Genomic DNA, 25,023 nt, shown 5'->3' with positions numbered 1-25,023 from the left:
CTCTTTCACAAAGCGCCCAATTAAGGGCGCTTTGATACTTAACAACAGCGTTAGAACGAGTAGTACAGGTCGGCAATCGCTTCGATTAACCCTTCTACATCTCTCTCATCGTGGAACAAGTGAGTAGAGATACGCAGTGCATGCGTTTCAAACGAATCGTCTTTGTACAACTTGAAGCTTGTCGTACGAATGATGTAACCATAGTCCTCGCGAAGACGATCACGGAACAATGTTAGTCGTTCCTCATCCGTCACATCATCAAACGGGTTAAAGGTCGTCAGACCGCTGGTTAGTCCTTCCACGTTTGGTGAGTACATCTTCGCATAAGGTAACGCTTCACTAAGCAGCGTTTTACATTGGTCACTCAATTCTAAAATGCGTGCTTCAATTCGGTCACGACCAATTTCGTCCCACATTTTACAACTATCAGCAAGTGCTTGTTTTGACGGATAGTTATCGTTACCAATGTATTGCATTTGTAGCTGTTTGCCTAGGTAATCAGCATGAGAAAGCGATGAGTTGATCAACCACAATGGATTTTCACGATCGCTCCAGTACTCATTTAAACGGTTACCGTTATCACGTACATACAAGATACCTGTCGCTCCTGGACCACACTGCCACTTATGGCCAGATCCTGCATAGAAATCACAATCCATATCGTGAAAATCTAGGTCGAACATACCAACAGTGTGCGCGCCGTCAACTAACGTTGGGATGCGGTGTTGCTTTGCTAAAGAACAGATAGCTTTAGCAGGGAGAGTCGTACCGGTTTTGTAGGTAATATGAGAGAACACAATAAGGCGCACATTGTGGTGGGTTTCAATCGCATCGCGGAAGGCTTGAATGTAATCTTCTTCCGTGACGTTTTCTGTACCAGTGAAAACCGGAAGCTGAATTTCTACCACGTCCACACCAAAGCGATGTTTTGCCACGTTCATTGGTGACGTAGCAGCAACGTGTTCATGATGAGTCGTTAGAATGACATCACCTGGCTCAAAATGCAGGCCATTGATGATAGAACATAAGCCATCGGTGGTGTTGCGGCTTAGAATGATTTCATCTGGGTTAGCACCAAAGCCCGGCGCAACTTGCGTCACCATTTCAGAAACATGAGGCCAAGCACCAAACTTGTCTTTCATGTCCCACGGGTACTTAGCAACGATTTTATTGTTGTCTTCGTACCCTTCTAAAACATGTTTTGGCATCGAACCTGTCGTGCCGATATTCATGTAAGTCGTTCGTTTATCCAATACGAACTGCTTTTGTACTTTACGCCAGAAGCGTTTGTCGTTTTTTCTACCTAGTCCGTTGTTGCTCCAATCAATTTTCGGTTCTTTTGCTTGAACTGTACCGGAAAATGCGGAAGCACTGACGCCAGCCACAACTGCACCAGTTGCACCTTTTAAGAAATTGCGGCGGCTGCGATTAGTCTGAATAGATTCCTTGTCGCTCATCTTTTCGATCCTTGTCGGAAGTTTAGCCATATTATTAATTATGAATCCGTAACTATCTGTTACTAAACCATTATTACCTCATCACCCGATAGTTTAGATCTTTCAGCTGCCATTAAGTGACTTTAGTTCCACTTTTTCATTTCATATGATGATATAAGCAACAATTTAACCCCTTTACAATAAACAACTATAAGCATAATGAAATATTCATTGAAACACTTATCACAAACATAAAAGATGGCGCATTTTATAATCTTTGAATCGCGCAAAAATAAACGTTGTAATATTTTCATCACAATTTGGGCGCCAAGGTTAATATTTAAATTGAATACGTTAAATCTGTAACAAATTCAGGTTCATTCATTACAATTATTAAAGTGCCATCCAAATAACAAATCAATTGAATCATTGTCCGAGAAATAAATAAGGCCACTATGCACGCCAAAAGATAGCAGGATAAAGAAGGTCGATGAAAGTAATGCGCTTTTAAGCTAAGCCCCCGAAGACGGAAGTGATACGGCTCGCAAGGTAAATCGCTGTTGGTACTGAGAAGGGGTAACACTGGTTTCGAGGTAACTATGGTGCAGCATCAAAATAGACTGCACAATCTTCGTGCCGATGCCCAAAGAGCCACCTTCAGCATTCTTTTCGATATGGTTAATGAAGGTAAAATGAATTCGAGTCTTATCTTCACTCAAATGTGCTTGGCAATGCACTGCTGAACCAATTGGGCTGTGACGGAGTGCATTCTCCAATAAGTTAAGCACTAAACGCTCTAGCAACCCTTTATCGCCGACAGTTTTAATCTTATCTTCCACTTCAACTTTGAGTTCTACCGTTTTTCGTGAAAACTGGCTTTGCATTGTCTCAGCACATTCGGCCATTAAAGCGCTAAGCTCGACAGGGCAATATTCATAATTCGGCATTGGCGCTTCTTTTCTTGCCGCATCAAGTAACGAATGCAATTGGGTAGAGAGCTTCTCACAATTTCGGAAAGCGACGGCAATCAAAGGATCGGATTCCGGATGTTGCAAGCGCCACGTTTCCAAATAACCAAGCACGCTCGATAACGGCGTTTTCAGATCATGACTCAGTTGCAACAAGCTTTGACGACGATGAGACGATTGATACTCCAACTGTAAAAACTGTTGCTGAATGTGCTTCGCCATCATCTGATAAGAGTGCGCAATCGGTACTAGCTCTGGCACTTGGCGAGTAAAATCAGGTTGTAGTCGGAAGTCATGCTCGGCTTGTTGTTCAAGTTGATTGGTTACGCGCTCAATGGGATTCAGCAAGCTGCGTTTTACCAGCACATACGCACCCAATGCAAAACCCAAAATCGACACCAACACTAATCCTGCCAGCGCGATGTAAGGGGTATCGACTTGAGCATTGGCAATGGCGTCATGTCGGGTACTGCCAATCACCACGTAGAGATAACCGACCGTAGAGCCTAATTCCTCTATCGCCGCGACAGAAAAGACTTTGTGCTCACCACGATTGCGTGGGTCTTCACCCAAAATAGGAAAGGGTTGGTCATTTAAGAATTGCTTAATGGGATTGAGATCCACCGCTCCCATGATCTCCGCCCCTTCTGGTGCTGCATGAGTGGTGATGTTGCCTTGGCTATCGAGGAAGTAGATTTCAAAATCAGGGCCGATCAGCATGAGCGTATGAAAGATCGACTTGAGCGCTTTAGGGTTGTAATCCGTCCCGATCATCAGCGGATTGTCGTCACGCATGTGGCTAGCTAGCTCTTTATGCAGGCTTTGCTTAGTGCGCAACTCAATGGTTTCTTTTTGCCAATTGTAAGTCAGTGCAATCACCACCGCTGCGAGGCAGAACCACAAGCTAGTAAATACCACTAAGCGAGATTTGAAGCTCATCCTATCGCCTCCTTAAACAGCACTAATGACTGAAAGAGAAAAGTTATTGTCGTGGCTGAAACTTGTACCCCACGCCCCAGACCGTTTGAATAAAGTGATGCTCAGAGTCAGACAAAGACAACTTACTGCGTAGGCGATTTACGGTGCTACACACAGTGTGGTGATAACCAGAATGACTGGTGTTCCATACGTGATCGAGCAATTCATCTTTACTGTAGACTCTACCCGGACGAGTCGCGAGAAACTGCAGCAAAGTAAACTCCGTCGCGGTAAGAGTGACGTCTTTGTCGTTTAGGGATACTTGGTGCAACTCCGGAATAATTCTCAGCGGACCAAAATCCATCGCATCGTCTAGGACTTCATCTGCTACTTTGGCTTCTGCGGTTTGGCTGACTCTGCGTAGCACGTTTCGCACTCGTGCTTGGAATTCTAATACGCTAAATGGCTTAGTGATGTAGTCATCAACACCCGCTTCTAAGCCGTCAACCTTGTCCATTTCACCGTCTCTGGCTGTCAGCATGAGTACTGGGCTCCAATCTTGTTGCTGACGCAAATAATGGCAGATATCGAGACCATCACCATCTGGTAAACCTCGGTCAAGGATCAATAAATCAAAGGGTTGTTGCTGATATTGCGCTTTCGCATCGGCGACATTTGTGGCTCGCGACACTTGGTGTCCTTGAAACTTGAGATGCATCTGAACCAGTTCTGCCAAATCATCGTCATCTTCCACCAACAAGATGTTCGCGACTAAATTGATTGCCTGTTGTTCCATGGTCCTTTCCTTGCCTTCGAGTATCCTCACTTTGCACATGACCGGAACAAATTAGAAATTCTTTCAAAAAAGGTTCCGATGACGCCATGAGGGATAAAGCGCTCGGCTACAAGCGCTTTGGAAAGGAGACGTCATCGGAGCCTGTGTTACTCGACTCGAGTGATGGTGACTTTCGCACCTGGGTTCAAGAAACGATGGTTCGCAGAGAGTGCTGAGTTTGCTAATCCATCATCTTGGCTAATAACACCCGCATGGAAGGCAACAACGTCACTGCTGTCATTACGAGCGGCATTGAAACCCTCACCGCCACCTGCTGGACCCGGAATGGTTGCAGCAAGTTCATCGTTTGGCTCCGTACCGGAATCCCAAACGTTCATGCTCATCTCATAGCTTTCACCTACTGCGAGCGATTTGAGCGATAACCCCGTTTCGCCAACAAAGGCATCATTGGTATTCACAAACATAGACGCCACAGACAAGTAACCGTAACGACTAGGGTCAACCGTGATGGTGACTTCGTCCGATGCACCTGGCAACACCAATCCATTACCCGAAATACCTTGATAGACACTGTCATTACTATTCATCAATTCAATCAGCTCGGCGTTACTACCGCCTTCGGCAAGATGCTCAAGTTCAACAGATGCCGCTTGTCCAATTTCAAACAGTTGGTAGTCACCATTGTGAGTGAGTACCGCGAGCGGAGACATAGGTTGATTCGCAGTCAAGTTCGCCACGTTAACGGTGTAGCGGTACGATTTCACTACGTCATTATCATCATCGCTTGGACAACCGGCGAGCAAGCCGACTGAAGCTGCTACTAGTAAGATTCTGTATTTCATACATCCCCCTTACTTCACAACGATTGTGATGGTTGCGACTGGGTTTAACCAACGATGGCTACTGCTGTCTAGGTCACTGATGCCGCCAGATGGGTCGCTATCACCAAGGTTACCCGGATGCACGTGAACTTTATCGTTAGTTACCGTTGCTTCAACGCCTGTGCCGCCAGTACCAAAGGTAATGAAAGGTGGGTTTGGCATGCTAGATGCAAGTTCATCGTTCGCTTCTGTACCGGCATCGTAACTTCTTAGCGTTGCTCGGTATGTACCCGCTTCCGTTGGAATCTTCCAACTATCCAGACCGACAAAACCATCATTGGTTGGCAACAACATCGCGCTCAGAGAAAGATATCCGTGGTCGCCACTGTCCAAGGTGAAGGTGGTTGCAACACCCGGATTCAAAATACCACCAGCAGGGTTCTCTACCACAGCACCACCAGCGTTACCAATCACACTAGCAAGCCCAGAGATATCACCGCCTTCTGCCATTGCTTCTAGTTCTGGCGTTGCTGCTTGACCCGTTCTGAACATTTGAAGATCAGAACCATGTGCGGCAACAATAAGAGGCGTAAAGTAGATGCCTTTGGTTGCGTTTGTCACGGTGATTTCCAATTCCGCCGCATTCACTGATGCAGAGCCTAGTGCCATAGCGACTGAAGTCATGACGAGTCCGAGTTGGGTACGTTTTTTCATTGTGATTCCATCCTTTAATGAGGGTTGAACTACCCAAGCCCATGTGTACGGCTTTACTTCTTTGTTCGTGACTTGAGTAGGTTAAGCATTACGTTTCGAACGTTTTGCGTTCTTGCCTCTAAGAATGACGAGCAAATCTATCAGCAACTTCATCGAATTCTCATAAAATTCTCACAAGTTCTGTTCGAATTCTGTCAGCAGCACTTTTTTACTCTTAATCAGGTATTTACACGTCGCGCTTTCCCCTCCTACAATGCGGTATTCTCTGTTTAAATCACGATTCTCACCATGATTCATAACGTTCTGTCTGCCTACTATGGCGAAATCTACGGCATCGCTTTTTTCAACCACTACTTGAGCCATTACGCCCAAAGTGAACAACAAACGCTGTGGCAAACCTTGATTGAAGTGGAAGAACTCACCGCAGAAAAGCTCAAACCTGTACTGCTGACAAATGGCATGGATATCGAAAGTCGATACCAAGAGATGCTAGATAAAGGCTTGGCAGATGCAACCAAGTGGATTGGTTTACCATGGCAAGAGTTGGTGGCGACTCTTCTGAAGTGGGTAGAACCTTATGAGGTCAAATATCGAGAGTGGCATGAAGAAGTGAACGCTTCACAACAGTATTCAATCGCTGAGCGAGAAGCTATCGAATTGATTGCAGACCACGGAACGGCCATTTATCACTGTTGGCAGCAATACCATACTGGTGAATCTGGCTTGCCTGCACTCAATGCATTTTTGGCAAAATATCGTTAAAGCGAGACGGTGACACTTGAACCTCGTGAAACCGTACCAGACAATATCGTTATTCCGCTGCGCAGAACTGAACAATTATGGTTAATCCAAAACTCATTGCCCTACTTCCTGATCTTGCTTCGTTTATCTTGGTGGTAAACGAAGGCAGTTTTACCGCTGCTGCTAAACAACTCGGCGTAACGCCATCGGCTTTAAGTAAGTTGATCACACGGTTGGAACAAGCCCTCTCGGTCAAACTGTTTGAGCGCACGACTCGTAAGTTGATCATCACTCAAGCTGGGCAAAAGGTTTACGACCAAAGCATCGCAATGGTGAATGCCGCGCAGCAAGCCGTTGAGCTGTCTGCGGAAGATCATGCTGAGCCAACAGGCGCACTCACAGTGGCAGCCCCTGAAGCATTTCTTAATTCGGTGCTTCAACCGTTTGTATTGCCATTCCTAGAACGTTATCCAAATATTCAGCTTAAGCTGCGTGCAGCAGATGGTGAGATCGATCTTTTTCGCCAAGGTATCGACGTAGCATTTAAGCTCACCGACAAACCCGATGAGAATCTGGTACTCAAAGAGATCAGCAAGACCAATCTTGTTTTATGTGCCTCTCCAGATTACCTCACTAAACACGGTATGCCTGAGCATCCGACCGAACTTGAGCAGCACGATTGTATTTACCTTGCCGAGAACGACAAAGACAACATCTGGTCGTTCTTTAAAGAGGAAGCCTTTCATTCGATTGCAGTAAGCGGGCGTTACGCCGTCAACCATTCTCAAATGCGCTTGAACGGGGTTAAGTCTGGCTTGGGAATTGGGATCTTCCATGACTTCGTGATCAAAGACGCGTTAGAGCAAGGTGAAGTGGTGGAGGTGCTACCGGATTGGATGATCAAGAGTAACTACCACGGTGCTATCGCGATGCAGTATGCACAAACCAAATACATGCCTGCTCGTCTGCGCGTGTTTATCGACTTCGTTAAGGAGCATTTAGTCTCCGAGGAGGCTAGCCATGTTTAATGCCATTCATCACGTCGCGATCATTTGCAGCGATTATTTCAGGTCAAAACGCTTTTACACTGAAGTGTTGGGATTGAAAGTCATTGCCGAGAACTATCGCGAAGCCAGAGACTCCTACAAGCTTGACCTCGCTTTACCTGACGGCAGCCAAGTGGAACTGTTTAGCTTTCCGGGCGCCCCAGAGAGACCGAGCTTTCCCGAAGCACAAGGCCTGCGACATCTCGCATTTTTGGTTGATGATGTTGAACAAGTGAAAGCCTACCTAGAATCGAATGGCGTTGAAGTTGAACCAATTCGTATTGACGAATTCACAGGCAAAGCATTTACCTTCTTCCAAGATCCAGATAGCTTGCCGCTAGAGATTTACCAGAAATAAAAAGAGCCAGCACGTCGCTGGCTCTTTTACTATTCCACTCTTTATCTGTTACTAATTCAACGCCGTTTTCAGCTTCTCGACGCGGTTGAACAACAACCAATCCAATGCGAGTACTGTAACAATCGCCAAACCGCCCATCGGGAACGCCAGACACAATACTACCAACGTTACTAAGCCAAGCTTCCAAATGCCGTCTTGCTGAAATTTAGGTGGCGCACCCAGAGCTGCACTGCGACTAGGACGACGAATCCACCACATCACCACGCCTGTGATTGAGATTAAGATGAACGCCAAACAGAACACTACGTTGAGCACTTTGTTAAGCACACTGACATCACCTTGATGCAGTGACACACCTGCCGCCATGAACTTGGCAAATAGGCTGTAATCTTGCCACGTTACATCTACCAACAAGCGACCAGAATATTGGTCAAAGTGACTAGTGCGATCTTGTCTTGGGTCGGAGATATCGCCACCCATAGAGTTCGCTGCAACGGTGTAAACGCCAGTCTCAGAGCGTGGCAAAAACAGCTTATAGCCCGTAAAGCCCATCATTTCGGCCTTGAGGATGATATCATCAATGGAGAGCGCATCATGACTGCCTGCGTATGCCATCTCTTCTTTCATATTGGCATGATCATGAGCGGGTTTGTCTTTCGATTCTGGCACAGCAGCGAGCTCTAAGTTCCATGGCATCTCTTCTGAAGCACCGTGGTTGAGATCTTTGTGTGTCAGTGTGGATTCCGGTTTCTCACCCCATGTGTAATAGGTTGGGAAGGTATTCCACGCTTGCACCATTTTCGCACCCCAGATCCCTGCCCAAGATAAACCTGAAATCAAAAAGAACAACAGAACAATCGACAGCACACCACCTAAATTCGCATGCAGGTCACGCATCAAAATTCGAGGGCCATTGTTAAGGCGAATTTTCAAAAAGCCGGCGCGGCTTGCGTTGTCTCTAGGTAACCAAAGGTATAAACCAGACACCAACAGCAAAATCCCCAAACTTGCGGCGATTTCAATTAAACGGTCGCCTAGGTCGCCGATGAGCAAGGTGCCGTGAATGCTGTTCATCAGTTCATAGATGCTATCACCACGATCAATGGTGCCTTGTACGTCTCCTGTGTAAGGATTTACTGCAACAATCAGCGAGCTGCCTTCTTGGTTTTGAATCGAGAATCGGTTGGCAATATCGGCCGTTTTAGCAGGTACAAATTGAGTGACATTAAAATCGGGATACGCCTGCTTTACGGTTTCCAATTGTGCAGAGACAGTAACGGTTTTTTCGTGTGGTATGACGTGCAATGTCGTCTCGTATCGAGCCAGTTCGATTTCATCATCAAACAGCATCACCAACCCTGTAAGGGAAAGCATGAGCATGAACGGGATAACGAATAACCCTGCGTAGAAGTGCCATCGCCACGTCATAAAGTAGATGGATTTTGCGCGCGAGGCTTCCTTAAGTTGAGGCTTTGCCGAGTTTCTCAACATATGTATTTTCCTTTTTTCATAGTTAAACGCCCAAATTCAGCCAAAAGAATCCTGCACATACGCATTGGTATGCGACTCTATTTTGACTAAGGTTCGGGAGTACCACTGCTCGAAGTGGCAGTGTTGTTGGCTTTATTTACTTGTAATTGTTTTTGTTATGAGAAAAGGGAAACTGGCGGCGCTCTAGGAACTGGTGTTTCAAATCGCACACTTAGAGCCAAAAAAGCGTAGCTGTCAGAAATCACCAAGCTCTGTCTTGAAAGTATCGGTGTCGTTGGAAGTGTATCGTGATGAAAAGTCGAGAAGTGGCTAAAAGGACAAGGCTTACCTTTGTGGCTGACCGAATTGTCGCCCTCTTCTATCTGCACCAACTCAAAACCGTTCAGTGTACATAGCGTCGCCCACACCCCCATGCTGTTACCATGAGCATTGATAACAGGCATCAGTGTCACTAGTACCCAACTTAGAGCACTAGCAAATAACATGGAGCGGTAAAAAGGAATTAATCTACGCATAACGGTGACTTAACAAATTTCACACAGCGTAACCAATTCTGAGTGGTAGCTCAAAAACAGGATCAATAAGTGGCTGCTACCTCACAGGTTTTCTTGAATACCTCGATTGACAGGCACAAAAAAGCCCGCCGAAGTGGCAGGCTGATGGTCATTTCTTCAAGTTGAATAAACGGTTAGCTAAACAGTTTGCTCCAGATACTTGGGTTGCGTTTGTCATGGTACTCTTCACGAAGGCTATCGATTTCACGCAGTTGGTCTTTCGCTTCTTCTAGCTTACCCGCATCAAGATCCGCTTCAATCTTATCTAGCGTTACCGTCAGCTTGTTAAAACCTTCTAGGTAGATATCGAACTTCTCTGGTGGGTAATTGCCACGCTTAGATTGTTCAACGATCGCTTGCAAGCTATCAATCGCAGATTTCATGGTTTCAACATCAGACGCTTCTGCCGCCTGTTTGAATTCCATCTTCATCTGCTTCATGTTTTGTTTTAAGTCGACGGCTTCTGCCATTGCGTACGTTGAGCCTAACGCAATTACACACCCCAACACTAAAGGACGTAACATCTTCACTTCTCCATTGAATGCCGAATTCTGAGCCGGCTTTTTAATGCGAGCAGTGTAAAGCAATCCCTTAACACTTGCATAACCAAAAATGTAATCAAGTTTATGCGTTGCGAATCTCGTCATACTCTGCAATTGGCATACGGCCACGCAGCTCTAAGAAGGCTAAGAATTGTTGTGCTGAGTGAGTAATTACCTTGCTGCTATCGATGCCGACTCTATCCATTAACTCACCCACCAAGCCCAGGTTACCCACATCGTGGCAGAAGTGTGCATCACTGCCTGTGGTGAAGAAGACACCGAGCTCTTTACCGATTTGGGTAATCTCATGGCAACGGTCTACGCTGCCAACACGGCTGTTACCTTTCAATGTGGTGTTATTGATTTCAATCGCGACATTGTGCTCTTTAGCGCACTTCAGTACAGCTTCAAAATCGAAGTCAAAGTTGGGGTTACCCAAATGGCCTAGCGCGTCAACACGACCATTTTTGATGATGTTCAACAGCGCTTCAGTGTGCGTAGCACTGTCCGCTGGGCGGAACACTGGTTCATGAAAGCTAGCAATCACCCAATCCAAATTACGGTCAACGCTATCTGGAATATCGATGTCACCCTCGGTGTTCATGATGTTAGATTCAACACCGCGAATAATGGCAACGCCTTCAAGAAAGCGAGGCAGAATTTTCTGGTTAGAGAAGAACCAGTAATGAGGCGCACCCGGCATTGATTCCGCGTGGTCGGTCGTGCAAAACATATCCAGCCCGTTCTCTTTTGCCGATTTAGCGTTTTCAATCAACGTACTGTAAGCGTGACCGCTAGCGTACGTATGCGTGTGGGTATCAACCTTAAATTCCATCATCAACTCTCTTGGCGCACAAACTGGCGGCTATTGTATACCCACATGTCAGTGATCGTCAGCCCAATATTGGGACGAAATCTAATCTTATTCCTCACAGATCGTTTTAATCAGCGGCAATGCTTTCTCCCAACCATGATTGAACATCGACACAAAATCACTATGGGTAGAAATGGTGATACTGAGCAACAAGCGATCTTGCAGCACATCGATCTGGTAGATCTCTCGTGATCCGATCCACTTAGAAGCCAAGTCAGCGTCTAGTTGCTGCCTATTGTCTGGATTGAAGATGGCAACATGATGAAACTCAAGTTTATGCAATGGCAAAACAGTGTCCACTACTGCCCGAGTCCCCCCCATGTCTGGGTCGTAAAAGGTAATATCCCCTCCCTCTTCCCAGTCGCCATCAAATTGAGATTGCGGTGAAAAAGCTTGTGCCCATCGTTTGTACAATTCGATATCCGTCAGCACGCTCCATACGCGCTGCGGCGTGGCTGCAATCTCGACGTGATAATTTAAAGTCAGCATGTTCTCTCCCTTAGCTACTTTCTTGACGCTAGTTCATCCTGATTAAAAATCAAACAATTCGGTTGTAACCAGAAGAAGAATTGCGAAGCCCGACATCAATGGGGCAAGTTCGCATGCAAAGGAGCCACGAAGGCGACATTTAGCAGTCGCTGCATAATAAATACAACTCTGCCAACTCAATATTTGGTGCTTTTCATTAAACTTCGCCATATGGATCGAGATAGAAACAAAGCGAAGCACTAACAACGGACAAAACATGAACGGCTTAAAAAACGGTGAATTTCAATATATAAAACAATGCATTAATGAAATGAAGCCGGAACAATTACGCGAAATAAAAGGCGTAATTGAATTTAGAAGGAAAGCGTTAATCGATGAGAAACCGCTTATCTCTGACGAAGAGATGGAGTTTATCACCATCATGTTCAAGAAAATGGAATAGCAAACACATGTGTTTTTTGATTGAAGACTATTTAAACAAAAAAAACAACGGCATCAACCTCATCGACATCAATTACAAACTGCAAGAAATTGTCGATGAAGGCGGAGTAAACCTCGGATATGAGGTGCTTATTAACCCCGCTAATTTAACAGATAGCGCAGCAAACGAAGTGTATGATCGAGAAATCAAATACCCGCACATGAGCCGAGCATTAATCGCACGCTTAGATAGGTATATTGCTCGCCATGCATGCGACTTTAAAGGGAAACATCTATTCATAAACCTTGAGCGAAGTAACCTATGCGATAAATATTTGCTGTGTGATATCGTCATTCTCAAGAATAGCCTAGAAAATCTAAAGGCGAATTTGGTGATTGAAATAACGGAAAGAGATTCATGTAAGCGCTGTTCCGAGATCAGAAAAGGATTTGAGTTTCTGCAAAAACAAAAAGTGTTACTGGCCGTTGACGACTATGATTTAAACTCTGACTTTCGAGAAGAAGAGCTCCTTTCCGGCTTCTATCACTTCCTGAAAGTAGAACACTCTGATGAAGCAGATTACTACAAAAGAGTGCTGGCACTGAGCAAGAGGACACGAACAAAATTAATCATCGAACGTGTTGAAACGCAAGTGGCACGCAAGCAAATTACCCAAAGTGATGTCCAGTTCTGGGGTTTACAGGGGTTCTTGTATACCACTATCGCAGTGAGCCTTTGAGAAAAATCACTCCTGACGGAAGTCCTTGAGATTACATCTATTGCATTCTACAAAATTACACAATTCCAAACAGCGAAGTTTCTTTTTAATTTTTGGAATTAAAACAGGATTAGAAATTGATCTAATAATATCGAACTTCACAAGGTACAACCCCATTCTTTGGTTATTATCAACAGGGGGATAATATTTTATTTCTTCTGCGTTAAATACTTTTTTTGAAAACTCTAGAATGGGGTATCCGGCAATAAAAATATAGACATAATCTTTAGACTTACATTGCCTTATCAAATAATAACAAATAGCCTGAACAACTAGCTCAAAGAAATGCTCTGAATTCATAGCATGGCCCAACTTGACCAAACAACTGCGCTTTATTTCGTTTTCTGGAATAGGAATAAAAGATGGAAGATTATCTAACTTCTCTAAGTTTAAGATGCCAGCCCAATGTCCAACTATGTCACCTTGACTGTTTTTTAATAGGATTCCCTTGTATTTAACCTCATTTTTTAACGCGTACAATTCGTCAATAAAGCCACGTAGCGCAGACACATTGTCATAGAAGTCATGAAATAATTCGATATGTTCATAGTATGTGTGAGATTTAATTTCACTGGTCACTTTGTCTGGCATACGATTATAAGACAAAGCGGTTAACGAGAAATCAAACGCTTTTATAAGGTTCGTCAGGACTGCCGAGTAACGAGACGGGCTCTTTTGTTCATTTTCATCAATGGTAACGATGATGTCCGCAAGATCCTGTTCAAGAGACTTAGCAATAAGAAACTGTTTGTACAATGGAGGGACGACTTTTCCTGTTAGCCACCGACTTAATGTAATTGAGTCTAAACCTTTAAAGTCATCGTAATATGATTGTTGTAATATCGCGATCAACTCTTTTCTAGAAATTTCTCGCTCCTCTAACCAAGAAGCAAGTTCCCTTTCGAAATTGTAACTCATAATCTCACCACTAAAACTGTATTTTTATTTATTAGCGAACCTATTAACCAGTATCTTTGCCAATAACAAGCCATACAGTCATTCATGTTTTTCTTTCGAGATTTAACTATGACTGACTAAGATTAATAGATTTTAGTAATGAGTGGATCATACACTAAGATAATAAGGCGTCAGGTTAGCAGATCCTTCGATACTAAAAAACCGATGCTAACACAGTTGATTTTTGTTAAAGATATTATCCTATGTACACTGGAGGTTATTATAAGATAAAATACGAAACAGCTATTAATATAAAACATAATTTTTGAAGTCACTCTAAACAATATTGTCGAGAACGATTTTCCACTTAATGTTCATTAATCAATACGTTTAAACAAATTAACAGTTCGATTTTGAGCCTTATACGCAACTAATAACCGGACCCAACAAGTGTTCAGCACTGTCGCAAGGACAATCAAAGTCACGCCTATGATTTGTCTGTGGCTCATTTGGTCATCGAAAAACATCCATTGCCACACTGCGGTAAACAGTAGATTGGTGAAAATAAGCGGTGCAAGTTGAGAGCCACTGCTAGCTAACTGATACGCTTTCGAACGAAATACCTGTGTATTGATGATCAAAAGAGACATCAAAAAGACAAGCAATGTATTCGGTGTTTCAAATTCGTGTAATGAAAGCGAGTGCAATAAAACATTTGAATCATTGAAGAGCACCAGCGGTAATATCAGTAAAGCAGCGCAACCGAACGTCCAGAAGTTGATTTCTAGTGGCGACATGCCGCTCTTACTGGCTTTATAAAGTGTCAGCTGCGAACCCGAGTTAAACAAACCACCCGCCAAGCCCAATAACAGGTCAAATCGCCATGTAAATTCACCATCTGCGCCAGCCAACAGAATGACCCCAGTGAATGCCATAACCAGTGCCACTATGGTCGACATTCTAATTTGTCCACGCATAAAGAGTTTTTCAACGATAGGCATAAACAAAGGCCCTGTCGCAAACAACACCACACCTTCAACTAGGGTGAGCGTTTGCAAAGAAGCGATAAAGCACAACTGACACATACCAATACAAAAGGCACGAAGCAAAATGGGTTTAAAAGTCTTGCCAGTAGGGAGAGTCAGGTTTTTGAAGCGCAGCATGACCAATAAAATCAACGCCGGAGTGAAAAAGCGCAAGAAACTTAATAGGGTCACAGAAAGATCATTACTAAGCTGCTTTGCTAACAAGCCAGTAACAGATAAGCTTAATGTAGACATCAACATGAAGACGATGGGTTTGTTTTCTACGTTCATTGGATACTCCTTAATTCATGGAGTATTTTAGGCAAAGGCGTTAATCAGAAATAGCGAGTTATTTTAAACGCTAATGTAAGAAAAACTTACAGATTGAGAGTCAGCCTACCGCTAACTACAAAGGTAATAGGAGTGAAGACACTATGCGCAAATTAGTCCCATTGAAGTCGATCTATGCCTTTGTTGCTGTAGCAGAGACTGGCAGCATGACAGAGGCGGCTCAACTGCTCTCTGTTAGCCATTCCGCTGTTAGCCAAGCCATTAAATCTCTAGAAAACCAAGTCAACAAACCTTTATTTGATCGTGTTGGTCGCCAAGTTCGCCTCAATAATGAAGGCAAAAAATACTACCGAAAAGTAGCTCCGGCACTCGAACAAATCGTTGATGCCACCGAAGCCTTAATCCACGACCAAAATTCCAAACGGATAACACTTAATATGGTCAACTCACTTGCGTTGCACTGGTGGATCCCACGCATGTCGAGCTTGCAAGATTTCGCTCCTCAGTTAGATGTCCGCCTATCCAATCTGATTGGGCAGTTCCGTTTAGAGCAGGAAGGCATTGACGCCGCAGTGGTGCATGGCAGCCCTCAAGAGTGGCAAGATTACTATTGTGAAAAGTTGAGCGAAGATGAGTTAGTGTTGGTGTGCAGCCCCGAGTTACTAGCGCAACCTGATAACCGAGACATTCAACAACTGCTATCAACTTACCCCATTATTGAAGTCACTAACGATCGCAGAAAGCACGACTGGCAAGTTTGGGAAGAAGAGACAGGATTACTGCGGCCTACCAACAAAAAACCAATGACCTTCAACATGTCGATTCAAGCTGTGCAAGCCACAACTCGACGGCTGGGCTTATTGGTAACACATCGCTTGTTTGTGAAAGACGACATCAAATATGGACAATTAGTGGAATTGGGTGAGCCAATCACTAACCCCTATCAACAATTTTACTTTGTATGCCCACCCCATAAGCTCAAACAAGAGGCATTTCATTTGTTGAGATCTTGGTTGAGGCAAGAGTTCAGCTAATTCGAACGCAGCCCGTCGTTTCGTCGTCTATAGGCGTTATGAAATTTATTCGTTTCTGTAGTGAATAGATTAATGCCGGAATTGGTATAAAGTAAAAGAAGTACTTTTGAACTCCAAGGATGGCTTTATGAGGTTGTATCATGTCTTAATAAGTGGCGTTTTACTCATTGTGCCAATGACAAGCTCCGCAGAACAAGCAGTCAGTGCAAATGACTCGGATTTAAAAACGTTTATTATTGGCGGCCAACAAGCCACTGCCAATCAACTTCCTTTCTTTGCTCGCCTGATATTACACCGTACTGGCTCGAGTCAGTTTGCCAACATCTGTGGTGGTACCATCGTCAATGATAGATACATCATGACCGCCGCACACTGTGTCGAATCCGACGTGTTTACCGATGGTTGGACAATCGATGATCTTCGAGTTTTAGTCAAAAACCCAACCATGAATGATGTGTTTGTTGAAGAATTCAAAGACGTACGCGCTATCACGATTCATCCCGATTACAACGCGAGTAACTTGTGGATCAATGACATCGCGATATTGGAACTAACTCGCCCTATCACAGACAACGTCCAATCCATCACATTGCCACAGGACTTTGGTGACTACAGTAACCGGTCAGCGTTCCAAATCTTTGGCCTTGGTCAAACCTCTACCAACGATGCGACAGGACCGAATTACGTGCGCTGGGCAGAAATCCAACCTCTTACAGATTCACAATGTTCTTCACTGGTTTCAGGTTTTAACTCTCAAGAAAGTTTGTGTGCGAACGGCTTCCCAAACCAAGCTTACACGGGGATATGTAGTGGTGATTCAGGCGGCCCGTTAACGTATCAAGATGGTAGCGGTAATTATCAACAAATCGGTATCGTCAGTTACGGCTCATCGGTTTGTGAGTCCCCTGCCATTCCAAGCGTGTTTACTGAAGTGCTCAATTACACCCCTTGGATAGAAGCCCAAACCAGTGCTGGGGCGAAGACAAATTACGACGCTGCTTTAGCGGCAAGGGAAGATTATCACAGTCAAGGCGACTCTGGGTTTGACCCAGAAGACACCACAAGCAATGACTTCGGTAATAATGGCAGTGATGGTGGCTCTGTCGGTTTTGGCCTACTGACGCTTGGCAGCTTATTCGTATGGTTACGTCGCCGCCAGCCCTTGTAGCACGTAGCTTCATCCACAGTTACACTTTGTAGAATAAAAGCTCTAAAAGTACGTATATTCCAGTTCATTTGATGCCGATAATCCTGTTATTATCGGCTACCCAACTATTTTCAGATCAAACTAATGAATAATGCCGCATCGAGTCGCCATATGAGTGCGATGCTGTTCCTGACTCTCGGCGTCACGTTGTCCATCTTTGCTGGGTTTGCCCTCTCGCAAATGTTTGTTATCCAGAAAGATGCGTTTCAGCTTATCTCTGTGGTCAGCTCCGTGATGATCGTCAGCTGCTTGCGCTATCAATGGCGTGCACTGCCTGCCATTATTCTGAGTTTATTGGCTTACTATATCGGAACGGGGCGTAGTCTAGAACATGCCTTACTCTACGCTCTCACCGTCCCTCTATTGCCTTTTGTTTTTTCGAGTTTGTTCCACTACCTCAATAACCGCTCACTTCATCAACCAGCCGCACAACGGATCAGCTTATTTTTTGTCATCGTAGGCTGCTTGTTCCCGTTCGCAAATACCATAAAAATGATGCTGGTGAATACCTTCGTTGACGGGCGCTTTTTGAGTGCTGATTTTTTGTTTTATGCCACACTTGGCAATTACTTGACCCAATTACTCGTCACCCCAATTTTGTATGTAATGGTCAGCCTTATTACCGATACAGACACTCAATCTTATCTCGCACTCGATAAAAGGCTTAGGGTGTCCAACTCTCGCTGCCGGGAGTATTTAGCTTGGTTGGCAAGCTGCGTCATTTTATTTATTGCCGCCGCTCTTTCTTCATCCTCATTTATGCTCAACTCGTTAAGCTTCTTTGCGGTTTTACTGGTCGTAATTGGATTAGCCAAACACGGATTAATTCGACCTCTGTTTGTGGGCTCTCCATTCATTCTGTTGGTGATTCATGACGGCATCAGTCACTACAATGCCGACCGAATTTATGCTGACCAGTTTTATGGCCTGCTTGTCATCATTGCGGTATTGACCACGCTCGCGTATTTGTTGGGCGGTTACTCAGTGAAGCTCTTCGAGATGACTCAACGACAAATCCGCTCAGAAAGGATTGACCCGTACACCGGCCTGTCAAACATCGCTCAATTAAAAGAAGACATCATCCATCAGTCTTATTCATTGCTGATTTATCTCGACCTGACACCAACGTTGTCGATGCTGACGGACTTAGGTCATGAGGGGAAATCACAACTCATCATGCAATTAAGCGAGTTTTTATATTCGCGAAACGAAAGCATCAATCGTTGCTATCGTCCGCCTTTTTCCACAGGGTTGCTGAGTTTCACTCACTATTCCGATGTTGCAGAACAAGAGCTTCAAGAAGTCGTGGAATATTTAGAGAGCTTTCAGTTTTACTGGCGTGGAACGTCTGTCGCCTTGGTCTCACCAACCGTTTATTGCTCGGTCGTCAACCAAGGGCAAGATATTGAAAAAGTCGTATCAATTCTGTGCGATCAACCACCACAGAGCGACAGCAGCATTCATTGGGTCAACGTGCAATCTTTTGAAATGGACCGCGTCGACAAGTTGAACCACATTCAGCAAGTGTTTAAACGAGAACAGTTCGAACTGTTCTGCCAACCATACATGCGACTTTCAGGCCCTGAAGAGAGTAAACAAAGTTTTGAAGTGCTGCTTCGCCTAAAAGAGCAAGATGGAAAAGTACTGCCACCTTCCGCATTTTTTCCTTTGATCAATCAATTCGGATTGGAAATCAAACTCGATCATTGGGTGATTCTGAATACCTTCCGTATGCTGAGCGACAAAGTCAAAAACTGGGATACGATAGGGCATTGTGCTATTAACCTTACGGCTAAAACACTAAGCGCGGAAAACCTTGCTTCTCGTATCATTGAGAGTGCACACAGCTTCGATATTCCCTTAGATAAGATTTGTTTTGAGATCACCGAATCGTCAGCATTGATCAATGAACAACAAGCTATAGAGACCTTGAATCTTTTACGTAAACTCGGTTGTAAAATCGCAATTGATGACTTTGGCACCGGTTACGCAAGCTTTGCTTACTTGCGTCGTCTACCGCTGGATATCTTGAAGATCGAGGGAGCATTCGTTCGTGAAATCACAGAGAGCGAGACCGATCGTTTGATCGTCAGTTCGATTGCGACTGTAGCTAAAGAGATGCACTTAGAAACCGTCGCTGAATTTGTCGAAACTCCCGCACACAGCCTGATTCTACGAGACTTAGGCATCGACTTCGCACAAGGGTATGGTGTCGCGAAGCCCTTACCTATGAATACTTATTTGAATACATTGTTTGAAATCGAAGAACAAAGACAACATCTTACAAGGTCGGAAACGGTCACATTATGACGCTTCACGCTATCAGATTTCGTCTATAAGATTTTGCGCTTTAAGCGAGAGTTAATGATGTCTTCAATCAGCTTTTGCTCTTTCTTCAATTTTTCGTAGTTTTGCTTGTTGCACCAGCGTTCGAGGACTTTGTCTAACCCTTGAACTCGAGCATGTTTGTATTCAAGATGCTTTTGTACCGAAGCACACTCAGCCTGCATTACCGCTTGTTCTTGCTCATGGTGACGCAACATCTTTTGTAGCATATGGTCGACACGATTTAAGTTCATCAAGGTGGCACTATTGAGCACTGGCATTGTCAACGCCGATTGTCCCGCATGAACTTTAAGAGCGGAAAGCTGTTCTAACTGAACGGCAAGATGAGAGTGACGCTGACGCATCACATTTAATTGCTCCCCTACTCTATCCCGTTGCTTTTCTTCCATTTGGCGCAACTTGCCGACGGCTTTTAGCTTTGATTCCATTTGCTACCTCATTGCTGCTCACTTTGGAACATTTGTGCCAATGCGGTCAAACTGGTTGGGTAATCAATAGACTCATTTGCCGACTGCTGTAAGTACGCTCTAAGATGCGGATACATAGAAACCGACTGATCCAGTTCCGGATCTTGTCCTGGTTGATATCCGCCAAGTGGCAAGAGTTCTTTAACTTGAAGATAATTGGAGTACATTTGACGGAAGTTGTTCGCTATCGTGCTGTGCGCTTCATGGGTACAGGCGTTCATGCAGCGGCTTATCGATGCGTTAATGTCGATCGCTGGATAATGCCCTTGTTCTGCGAGTTGACGTGAAAGCACCACATGCCCATCAAGAATCGCACGTGCAGAATCCACAACAGGATCTTGTTGGTCATCCCCTTCCGCCAATACCGTATAAATCGCCGTCAAACTACCATGTGGATTTTCACTGTTACCTGCACGTTCCAACAGCTGTGGTAACACGCTGAACACTGAAGGCGGATAACCACGTGACGCTGGCGGCTCCCCTAAAGACAGCGCTATCTCACGCTGCGCCATTGCATAACGTGTTAAAGAATCCATCAGTAACAACACGTCTTTACCTTGGTCACGGAAATACTCCGCCACACGGTGACAAAGCAGAGTCGCGCGCAAACGCATCAAAGGGGATTCATCGGCTGGCGCGGCGATAATGACCGCTTTCTGACGGGCCTCTGGTGTTAAGTTACGTTCGATAAACTCTCGAACCTCTCGACCCCGTTCGCCAATTAAGCCGACAACAATAACATCAGCTTCGGTGTTTTGAGTGATCATCCCCATCAAGACACTTTTACCGACACCACTGCCCGCCATTAAACCAATACGCTGCCCTTTGCCAACGGTTAATAAACCATTAATGGCACGAACACCAACATCCAGCGGGGTATCGACAGGGCGTCGCTTAAGTGGGTTAATCGGTTTTGGTTCAAGTGAAACACGATCTCCCCCTTTAAGCGGCGCGCCATCATCGAAAGGTTCACCTAGACCATTCACTACTCGACCAAGCCATTGTAAGCTGAGTTGAACGGTACTATCGCCATCCAGCGGGATCACTTTTGCTCCCGCAAACAAACCACCTAGACGACGAATCGGCATCAAGTAAGCAACTGTATGATCAAAGCCGACGACTTGCGCTTCAATCATGTCGCCTTCTGCGGTTTCCACTAAGCAGCGTTGTTCAAGCTTGAATCGACAACCCACGGCTTGCAGCATTAAGCCGTTAACTTTGATTAGTCGCCCTGTCACTCGTGCAACCGGAATCGAATCGAGCGATGCGAGTGCATCACTCAAGCGTTCGTTCAACAACTCGTGGCTGGAAGTACTACTCATGTGCAGCATCAACCTGTGACAATACGGCTTCATCCAGCAAGTGTTGTTTCACGTTATCCATACAAGCTTGTAAGCGAGAGTCACAGCTCGCATCGGCTTCTGCATCCTCAGTCACTAACTGACACCCACCAACGGGTAACTCCGTGTTTGCGACAAGCTTCCAAGCGGTTGGCAAGTCAGCATTGATTTGCGTGATTCGCTCTAGGTCTTGTGGATTCAGATGTACAATCACGCTTTCTGCTTTGCCCGGCATAGCGGATAAGGTTTCATCCACCAAAGCCAAAATCTGTTGTGGCATCAGAGTCAGCTCAGCACGAATCACTTGCTGTGCAACCTTCTGTACCAATTCACAGATCATATGGCGTTGCTGTTGTTCCTTATCGCTTTGCCAACGCGATAATGCTTGGAACAACTCATGAACGGGTTTTGCCGCTTCCACAAAGCCTTGTTTGCCAGATTGCTCTCCAGACACAAATCCTTTTTGAAAGCCTTCTTTTTGGCCATCGAGCAGACCTTGTTGCTTGCCTTGCTCAATACCTTGGCGAATGCCCTCGTCATGCCCTTGCTGCAAACCTTGCTGAAACCCCGCTTCCAGCTGTTGTTGAACGTCGGCTTGAGTATCTTGCCAGCCTTGGTTCTCCATCGCGAAATCGTCTTCGATGTTCACAGGTTGCGCCAAAGGAGGAAAACGATGTAAGCGGTATCCACTTGGTGGTAATCGCATGGTGTTATTTGCTTTTTCTGCCATGGTCTTACTCCACTGTTGGCTCTTCGTAGAGCAGCAGCTGAATTTCACCCGCTTCATCCAACTCGCGCACCATCTGCATAATATCCTGACGCGCGCGCTGTACTCGGCTCAACACGACGGCTCCACGCAGCTCCATATCATCTTCCAACGCTTTCACCATACGTTGCGGCATAGAACGCTTGATCGCCTGTTGCAGTAGGATATCGGCACCTTTCAATGCTACCGCCCACAGTTCCAATGGGATCTGTTGCACCAACGCATCCATGGTTTCTTCGCGCTGACGGCCCAGCACCATGAAATCAAACATATTCTCTTCGATTTCGTTTACCACATTCTCGTCATGCAACTTAAGCATTTCCATCAAGGACGCGCGGTCGCCTTCAAATCGGTTAATGATGTCGGCAGCTTGTTTCACGCCCGACAACGGGGTGCTTTGACTTGCAGACACTTTCTCGATACAACGTTCCACCAATTCGTGCAAATCGTTCGCAACCTGATGGTCAATATCTTGCAACTGAGCAATACGGAACACGATTTCATCATGGTAGTCCTGCGGCAGGTGCTTCAAAACAGCCGACGAACTGTCTGCTGGTAAATACGCCAAGAAAATCGCCTGCATTTGCGGATGTTCGTTAACAATGAATCGCGCTAATGTCTCGGCCTCTACCCATTGTAAGCGCTGCATGTTGTTACGAATTTCATCGCCATACAGGTTGTTCAGCAGACCTTTTGCCAAATCGTTACCTAAAGCTTTGCGTAAAGTGTTCGACAAGTATTCTTTCGATGCGCCACGAATGCCGCTGTGCTCGCGAAAATCTTCAAAAAAATGCTGAATCACACCGCGAGCAGAATCACTTTTGATGCCATTTAACTTTGCCATCGCACGTGTCACTCGCTGGGTCTCATCACGGCTGAAGTGCTGCAACACTTTTGCTGCGGCATCCTCACCCATGCCCAGCAGCACGAGCGCGGTTTGTTCTACATAACTAAGCGTCTGCTTTGACGTTGACTGAGCTGTGTTCATTGATGTTTACCCATTGTTTCAGAATTTCGGCTACACGCTCAGGCTCTTCATTAGCAATAAGCTGTAGGTGTTTCAATTGGATTTCTAATGGAGAGCCGGCTGGCGGTAACATGTCGCTGTTGACGTCCAAACCAGAGGAGACGGCAATCCCTTTCTCGGACAGTCGGCGATTCAATACTTCTTCACGTTCACGCTCTTCACGCGTTTGCAGATTGTCGTATTGCGGCTCTTCCTGTGGTTCAGCAAACTCCAGCTCCTGTGACGGTTTATCAGCTCCAGTTAAGTGCATGATCAAAGGACGAAGCACAAAAAAGATCATCGCTAATCCCAACATCCCGCCAATCACATAACGCAAGGGTTGCTGTACGGTTGGGTCTTGCCACCAAGGCAGTGCTGGCGGCGCATCAATCTCGATTGGTGTGAAGTTGAAGCTCATCAAACTCAAACTGTCGCCACGAGTCGCAGAAATGCCGACAGCGTCCATGATCATTGTTGAGATTTGGGACTTGTCCGCTTCGCTCCATGCCACACCATCTGGTGATGCTTGTGAATTCAAGAGGACTGACACACTTAGCTTGTCAATTTGCCCCTGCTGATATTGAGTACGACGAACACTGCTGCCAACTGCGTATTGACGATTGATCTCTGAGCGCGCGTTAGTGTTTTGGCTATCGTTAGTTGGCGTTTCACCCGTAACCGGAGGTTGATTGCTTAGTGAACCAGGGATGCCCAAAGCAATTTGATCAATTGAGTTATTTTGAATGGTGTGTTCATTGCGAACCACTGGCGCATTATCGAGGATCTCTTGCGTCTCTTCGACTTGACTAAAGTCCATATCGGCTGCAACTTGCACGCGGAAGTTACTTGGGCCAACAATCGGCGTTAGCATGTCTGAAGCACGCTGGATGATTTGCTTCTCGACACTCTTTTGGTATTCAAGGTATTTAGCGTTAACTTTACCCGCTTCTGCAGAGGCAACGTCAGCACTCAATAGTCGGCCATATTGGTCAATCACCGAGACAAATTCTGCCTTCATTGCCGTCACACTACCCACCACCAAATTGATGATGGCTTCCACTTGTTCTGGCTTGAGATCTTCACCTGGTTTCAGTTCTAACATCACTGATGCAGAAGGGTTTTCTGTATTCTGGCGGACAAACAAGGTTTGACGAGGAATCGCTAAGTGCACACGCGCATTCGCGACTGCATTAAGCGACATGATAGTGCGTACTAACTCACCCTCTAAACCATGACGATAACGCGCCGTTTCCATAAACTGACTGGTGCCAAGAGAGCTGTCTTCTTTTAGCGAATCTAAACCCGTAGGCAATTTCGCTTTAACACCTTTTGATGCCAACAACATGCGGATACGAGCGACTTCACCTTCTGGCACTAATACTTGTCCATTTTGCTCTTGCATGCGGTAGCTGATGCCTTCGCTTTCCAGTACCGACACAATCTCACCGATATCAAAGCGCTCTTGCTGGCTGTAAAGCGGACGGAAACTTTGGGAAGAGCTCCATAACGCAACCACGATAATCGCAGCAACAATCGCGGCTAAAACCGCAGACAACACCAGATTGCGTTGGCTGCTAGACCACAACTGTTTGATTTTATTTGTGACATCATTCATCCCATTATTCGATGAAAGCGTCTGTGTCGTGCCGGAATGCATCGCAGAATTTCCGGCCACTTGAGTGGTAAGTTCTGACATG

The 25,023-nt window shown here is 45.3% G+C and carries 25 protein-coding genes; 8 read left to right on the top strand and 17 right to left on the bottom strand.

The window, feature by feature from the left end:
* Positions 1–50 precede the first annotated feature (50 nt).
* The 5 genes from OQJ86_RS14910 to OQJ86_RS14890 form a co-directional block, all read right to left on the bottom strand.
* Positions 51–1,457 carry an aminotransferase class V-fold PLP-dependent enzyme gene (locus tag OQJ86_RS14910; protein ID WP_039975774.1) on the bottom strand — a complete coding sequence of 469 codons (1,407 nt, stop codon included), beginning with the start codon at positions 1,455–1,457 and terminating at the stop codon, positions 51–53.
* Between the two features lie 491 nt (positions 1,458–1,948).
* Positions 1,949–3,343: a sensor histidine kinase gene (locus OQJ86_RS14905; RefSeq protein WP_265988251.1), complete on the bottom strand. Its 1,395-nt coding sequence runs from the start codon at positions 3,341–3,343 to the stop codon at positions 1,949–1,951.
* Positions 3,344–3,386: 43 nt separating this feature from the next.
* Positions 3,387–4,118: a response regulator transcription factor gene (locus OQJ86_RS14900; RefSeq protein WP_045423064.1), complete on the bottom strand. Its 732-nt coding sequence runs from the start codon at positions 4,116–4,118 to the stop codon at positions 3,387–3,389.
* 146 nt (positions 4,119–4,264) lie between these two features.
* Positions 4,265–4,960: a spondin domain-containing protein gene (locus OQJ86_RS14895; protein ID WP_265988250.1), complete on the bottom strand. Its 696-nt coding sequence runs from the start codon at positions 4,958–4,960 to the stop codon at positions 4,265–4,267.
* 9 nt (positions 4,961–4,969) lie between these two features.
* Positions 4,970–5,653, bottom strand: coding sequence for a spondin domain-containing protein (locus tag OQJ86_RS14890; RefSeq protein ID WP_151515308.1), 684 nt, complete (start codon positions 5,651–5,653; stop codon positions 4,970–4,972).
* Between the two features lie 288 nt (positions 5,654–5,941).
* On the opposite strand from OQJ86_RS14890, the gene OQJ86_RS14885 reads away from it, so the two are divergent.
* The 3 genes from OQJ86_RS14885 to OQJ86_RS14875 all read left to right on the top strand — a co-directional run bounded on the left by OQJ86_RS14885 (position 5,942) and on the right by OQJ86_RS14875 (position 7,798).
* Positions 5,942–6,415: a hypothetical protein gene (locus tag OQJ86_RS14885; RefSeq protein WP_265988249.1), complete on the top strand. Its 474-nt coding sequence runs from the start codon at positions 5,942–5,944 to the stop codon at positions 6,413–6,415.
* Positions 6,416–6,492: 77 nt separating this feature from the next.
* Entirely contained in the window at positions 6,493–7,422 is a 930-nt protein-coding gene (locus OQJ86_RS14880; RefSeq protein WP_265988248.1) for a LysR family transcriptional regulator, read from the top strand.
* Positions 7,415–7,798, top strand: a complete 384-nt coding sequence (locus tag OQJ86_RS14875) for a VOC family protein (protein WP_265988247.1) — start codon at positions 7,415–7,417, stop codon at positions 7,796–7,798. Before OQJ86_RS14880 ends, OQJ86_RS14875 begins: the two co-directional genes overlap by 8 nt.
* Before the next feature lie 51 nt (positions 7,799–7,849).
* Here OQJ86_RS14875 and OQJ86_RS14870 read toward each other — a convergent pair whose 3' ends face one another.
* From OQJ86_RS14870 to OQJ86_RS14850, 5 genes are all read right to left on the bottom strand, one after another.
* Positions 7,850–9,289 (bottom strand): PepSY-associated TM helix domain-containing protein, encoded by a 1,440-nt coding sequence (locus tag OQJ86_RS14870; RefSeq protein WP_104034069.1) that lies wholly within the window; start codon positions 9,287–9,289, stop codon positions 7,850–7,852.
* A 155-nt stretch (positions 9,290–9,444) separates the two neighbouring features.
* On the bottom strand, positions 9,445–9,804 hold the full coding sequence (locus OQJ86_RS14865; RefSeq protein ID WP_104034070.1) for a hypothetical protein: 360 nt from the start codon (positions 9,802–9,804) through the stop codon (positions 9,445–9,447).
* A 173-nt stretch (positions 9,805–9,977) separates the two neighbouring features.
* On the bottom strand, positions 9,978–10,367 hold the full coding sequence (locus tag OQJ86_RS14860; RefSeq protein WP_005436021.1) for a cytochrome b562: 390 nt from the start codon (positions 10,365–10,367) through the stop codon (positions 9,978–9,980).
* Between the two features lie 100 nt (positions 10,368–10,467).
* Complete coding sequence (locus OQJ86_RS14855; protein WP_265988261.1) at positions 10,468–11,220, bottom strand: phosphatase; 753 nt, start codon at positions 11,218–11,220, stop codon at positions 10,468–10,470.
* An 87-nt stretch (positions 11,221–11,307) separates the two neighbouring features.
* Positions 11,308–11,748 (bottom strand): SRPBCC family protein, encoded by a 441-nt coding sequence (locus OQJ86_RS14850; RefSeq protein WP_038868406.1) that lies wholly within the window; start codon positions 11,746–11,748, stop codon positions 11,308–11,310.
* A gap of 256 nt (positions 11,749–12,004) precedes the next feature.
* Here OQJ86_RS14850 and OQJ86_RS14845 point away from each other — a divergent pair, with 256 nt between their 5' ends.
* Together OQJ86_RS14845 and OQJ86_RS14840 are read left to right on the top strand one after the other, a co-directional pair.
* Complete coding sequence (locus OQJ86_RS14845) at positions 12,005–12,190, top strand: hypothetical protein (RefSeq protein WP_038876398.1); 186 nt, start codon at positions 12,005–12,007, stop codon at positions 12,188–12,190.
* 7 nt (positions 12,191–12,197) lie between these two features.
* Positions 12,198–12,908, top strand: a complete 711-nt coding sequence (locus OQJ86_RS14840; protein WP_038876399.1) for an EAL domain-containing protein — start codon at positions 12,198–12,200, stop codon at positions 12,906–12,908.
* A 6-nt stretch (positions 12,909–12,914) separates the two neighbouring features.
* On the opposite strand, the gene OQJ86_RS14835 is transcribed toward OQJ86_RS14840, so the two are convergent.
* Together OQJ86_RS14835 and OQJ86_RS14830 are read right to left on the bottom strand one after the other, a co-directional pair.
* On the bottom strand, positions 12,915–13,865 hold the full coding sequence (locus OQJ86_RS14835; protein ID WP_265988246.1) for an XRE family transcriptional regulator: 951 nt from the start codon (positions 13,863–13,865) through the stop codon (positions 12,915–12,917).
* 356 nt (positions 13,866–14,221) lie between these two features.
* Positions 14,222–15,160 (bottom strand): DMT family transporter, encoded by a 939-nt coding sequence (locus tag OQJ86_RS14830; RefSeq protein ID WP_265988245.1) that lies wholly within the window; start codon positions 15,158–15,160, stop codon positions 14,222–14,224.
* Between the two features lie 143 nt (positions 15,161–15,303).
* On the opposite strand from OQJ86_RS14830, the gene OQJ86_RS14825 reads away from it, so the two are divergent.
* From OQJ86_RS14825 to OQJ86_RS14815, 3 genes are all read left to right on the top strand, one after another.
* Positions 15,304–16,194, top strand: coding sequence for a LysR substrate-binding domain-containing protein (locus OQJ86_RS14825; RefSeq protein WP_038876406.1), 891 nt, complete (start codon positions 15,304–15,306; stop codon positions 16,192–16,194).
* A 127-nt stretch (positions 16,195–16,321) separates the two neighbouring features.
* Positions 16,322–17,362, top strand: a complete 1,041-nt coding sequence (locus OQJ86_RS14820) for a S1 family peptidase (RefSeq protein WP_265988244.1) — start codon at positions 16,322–16,324, stop codon at positions 17,360–17,362.
* A gap of 123 nt (positions 17,363–17,485) precedes the next feature.
* The gene (locus OQJ86_RS14815) at positions 17,486–19,711 is read left to right on the top strand and encodes an EAL domain-containing protein (protein WP_265988243.1); all 2,226 of its coding nucleotides are present in this window, start codon (positions 17,486–17,488) and stop codon (positions 19,709–19,711) included.
* A gap of 23 nt (positions 19,712–19,734) precedes the next feature.
* On the opposite strand, the gene fliJ is transcribed toward OQJ86_RS14815, so the two are convergent.
* The 5 genes from fliJ to fliF are packed head-to-tail and all read right to left on the bottom strand — an operon-like array spanning position 19,735 to position 25,022.
* Complete coding sequence (gene fliJ / locus OQJ86_RS14810) at positions 19,735–20,175, bottom strand: flagellar export protein FliJ (RefSeq protein WP_265988242.1); 441 nt, start codon at positions 20,173–20,175, stop codon at positions 19,735–19,737.
* A gap of 8 nt (positions 20,176–20,183) precedes the next feature.
* Positions 20,184–21,536 carry a flagellar protein export ATPase FliI gene (gene fliI / locus OQJ86_RS14805; RefSeq protein WP_045398758.1) on the bottom strand — a complete coding sequence of 451 codons (1,353 nt, stop codon included), beginning with the start codon at positions 21,534–21,536 and terminating at the stop codon, positions 20,184–20,186.
* The gene (gene fliH, locus OQJ86_RS14800) at positions 21,529–22,284 is read right to left on the bottom strand and encodes a flagellar assembly protein FliH (RefSeq protein ID WP_265988240.1); all 756 of its coding nucleotides are present in this window, start codon (positions 22,282–22,284) and stop codon (positions 21,529–21,531) included. The genes fliI and fliH overlap by 8 nt, the downstream gene beginning before the upstream one ends.
* Positions 22,285–22,288: 4 nt before the next feature.
* Positions 22,289–23,308, bottom strand: coding sequence for a flagellar motor switch protein FliG (locus OQJ86_RS14795; RefSeq protein ID WP_038868389.1), 1,020 nt, complete (start codon positions 23,306–23,308; stop codon positions 22,289–22,291).
* Positions 23,271–25,022 carry a flagellar basal-body MS-ring/collar protein FliF gene (gene fliF, locus OQJ86_RS14790; RefSeq protein ID WP_038868387.1) on the bottom strand — a complete coding sequence of 584 codons (1,752 nt, stop codon included), beginning with the start codon at positions 25,020–25,022 and terminating at the stop codon, positions 23,271–23,273. Before fliF ends, OQJ86_RS14795 begins: the two co-directional genes overlap by 38 nt.
* Between the last annotated feature and the right edge of the window lies 1 nt (position 25,023).

The sequence above is a fragment of the Vibrio sp. Sgm 5 genome (assembly GCF_026241575.1).
Classification (GTDB): Bacteria; Pseudomonadota; Gammaproteobacteria; order Enterobacterales; family Vibrionaceae; genus Vibrio; species Vibrio jasicida.
The sequence above is the reverse complement of the archived record's forward strand: the minus strand, read 5'-3'. Positions and strand labels throughout refer to the sequence as shown.

Bases quoted from the DNA above. Each gene is read 5' to 3' on its own strand.
- fliF (WP_038868387.1), bottom strand. From the start codon at position 25,022: ATGTCAGAACTTACCACTCAAGTGGCCGGAAATTCTGCGATGCATTCC.
- OQJ86_RS14890 (WP_151515308.1), bottom strand. From the start codon at position 5,653: ATGAAAAAACGTACCCAACTCGGACTCGTCATGACTTCAGTCGCTATG.
- OQJ86_RS14860 (WP_005436021.1), bottom strand. From the start codon at position 10,367: ATGTTACGTCCTTTAGTGTTGGGGTGTGTAATTGCGTTAGGCTCAACG.
- fliI (WP_045398758.1), bottom strand. From the start codon at position 21,536: ATGAGTAGTACTTCCAGCCACGAGTTGTTGAACGAACGCTTGAGTGAT.
- OQJ86_RS14905 (WP_265988251.1), bottom strand. From the start codon at position 3,343: ATGAGCTTCAAATCTCGCTTAGTGGTATTTACTAGCTTGTGGTTCTGC.
- OQJ86_RS14845 (WP_038876398.1), top strand. From the start codon at position 12,005: ATGAACGGCTTAAAAAACGGTGAATTTCAATATATAAAACAATGCATT.
- OQJ86_RS14795 (WP_038868389.1), bottom strand. From the start codon at position 23,308: ATGAACACAGCTCAGTCAACGTCAAAGCAGACGCTTAGTTATGTAGAA.
- OQJ86_RS14895 (WP_265988250.1), bottom strand. From the start codon at position 4,960: ATGAAATACAGAATCTTACTAGTAGCAGCTTCAGTCGGCTTGCTCGCC.
- OQJ86_RS14910 (WP_039975774.1), bottom strand. From the start codon at position 1,457: ATGAGCGACAAGGAATCTATTCAGACTAATCGCAGCCGCCGCAATTTC.
- OQJ86_RS14825 (WP_038876406.1), top strand. From the start codon at position 15,304: ATGCGCAAATTAGTCCCATTGAAGTCGATCTATGCCTTTGTTGCTGTA.
- fliJ (WP_265988242.1), bottom strand. From the start codon at position 20,175: ATGGAATCAAAGCTAAAAGCCGTCGGCAAGTTGCGCCAAATGGAAGAA.
- OQJ86_RS14880 (WP_265988248.1), top strand. From the start codon at position 6,493: ATGGTTAATCCAAAACTCATTGCCCTACTTCCTGATCTTGCTTCGTTT.
- fliH (WP_265988240.1), bottom strand. From the start codon at position 22,284: ATGGCAGAAAAAGCAAATAACACCATGCGATTACCACCAAGTGGATAC.
- OQJ86_RS14830 (WP_265988245.1), bottom strand. From the start codon at position 15,160: ATGAACGTAGAAAACAAACCCATCGTCTTCATGTTGATGTCTACATTA.
- OQJ86_RS14900 (WP_045423064.1), bottom strand. From the start codon at position 4,118: ATGGAACAACAGGCAATCAATTTAGTCGCGAACATCTTGTTGGTGGAA.
- OQJ86_RS14840 (WP_038876399.1), top strand. From the start codon at position 12,198: ATGTGTTTTTTGATTGAAGACTATTTAAACAAAAAAAACAACGGCATC.
- OQJ86_RS14865 (WP_104034070.1), bottom strand. From the start codon at position 9,804: ATGCGTAGATTAATTCCTTTTTACCGCTCCATGTTATTTGCTAGTGCT.
- OQJ86_RS14875 (WP_265988247.1), top strand. From the start codon at position 7,415: ATGTTTAATGCCATTCATCACGTCGCGATCATTTGCAGCGATTATTTC.
- OQJ86_RS14835 (WP_265988246.1), bottom strand. From the start codon at position 13,865: ATGAGTTACAATTTCGAAAGGGAACTTGCTTCTTGGTTAGAGGAGCGA.
- OQJ86_RS14815 (WP_265988243.1), top strand. From the start codon at position 17,486: ATGAATAATGCCGCATCGAGTCGCCATATGAGTGCGATGCTGTTCCTG.
- OQJ86_RS14870 (WP_104034069.1), bottom strand. From the start codon at position 9,289: ATGTTGAGAAACTCGGCAAAGCCTCAACTTAAGGAAGCCTCGCGCGCA.
- OQJ86_RS14820 (WP_265988244.1), top strand. From the start codon at position 16,322: ATGAGGTTGTATCATGTCTTAATAAGTGGCGTTTTACTCATTGTGCCA.
- OQJ86_RS14885 (WP_265988249.1), top strand. From the start codon at position 5,942: ATGATTCATAACGTTCTGTCTGCCTACTATGGCGAAATCTACGGCATC.
- OQJ86_RS14855 (WP_265988261.1), bottom strand. From the start codon at position 11,220: ATGGAATTTAAGGTTGATACCCACACGCATACGTACGCTAGCGGTCAC.
- OQJ86_RS14850 (WP_038868406.1), bottom strand. From the start codon at position 11,748: ATGCTGACTTTAAATTATCACGTCGAGATTGCAGCCACGCCGCAGCGC.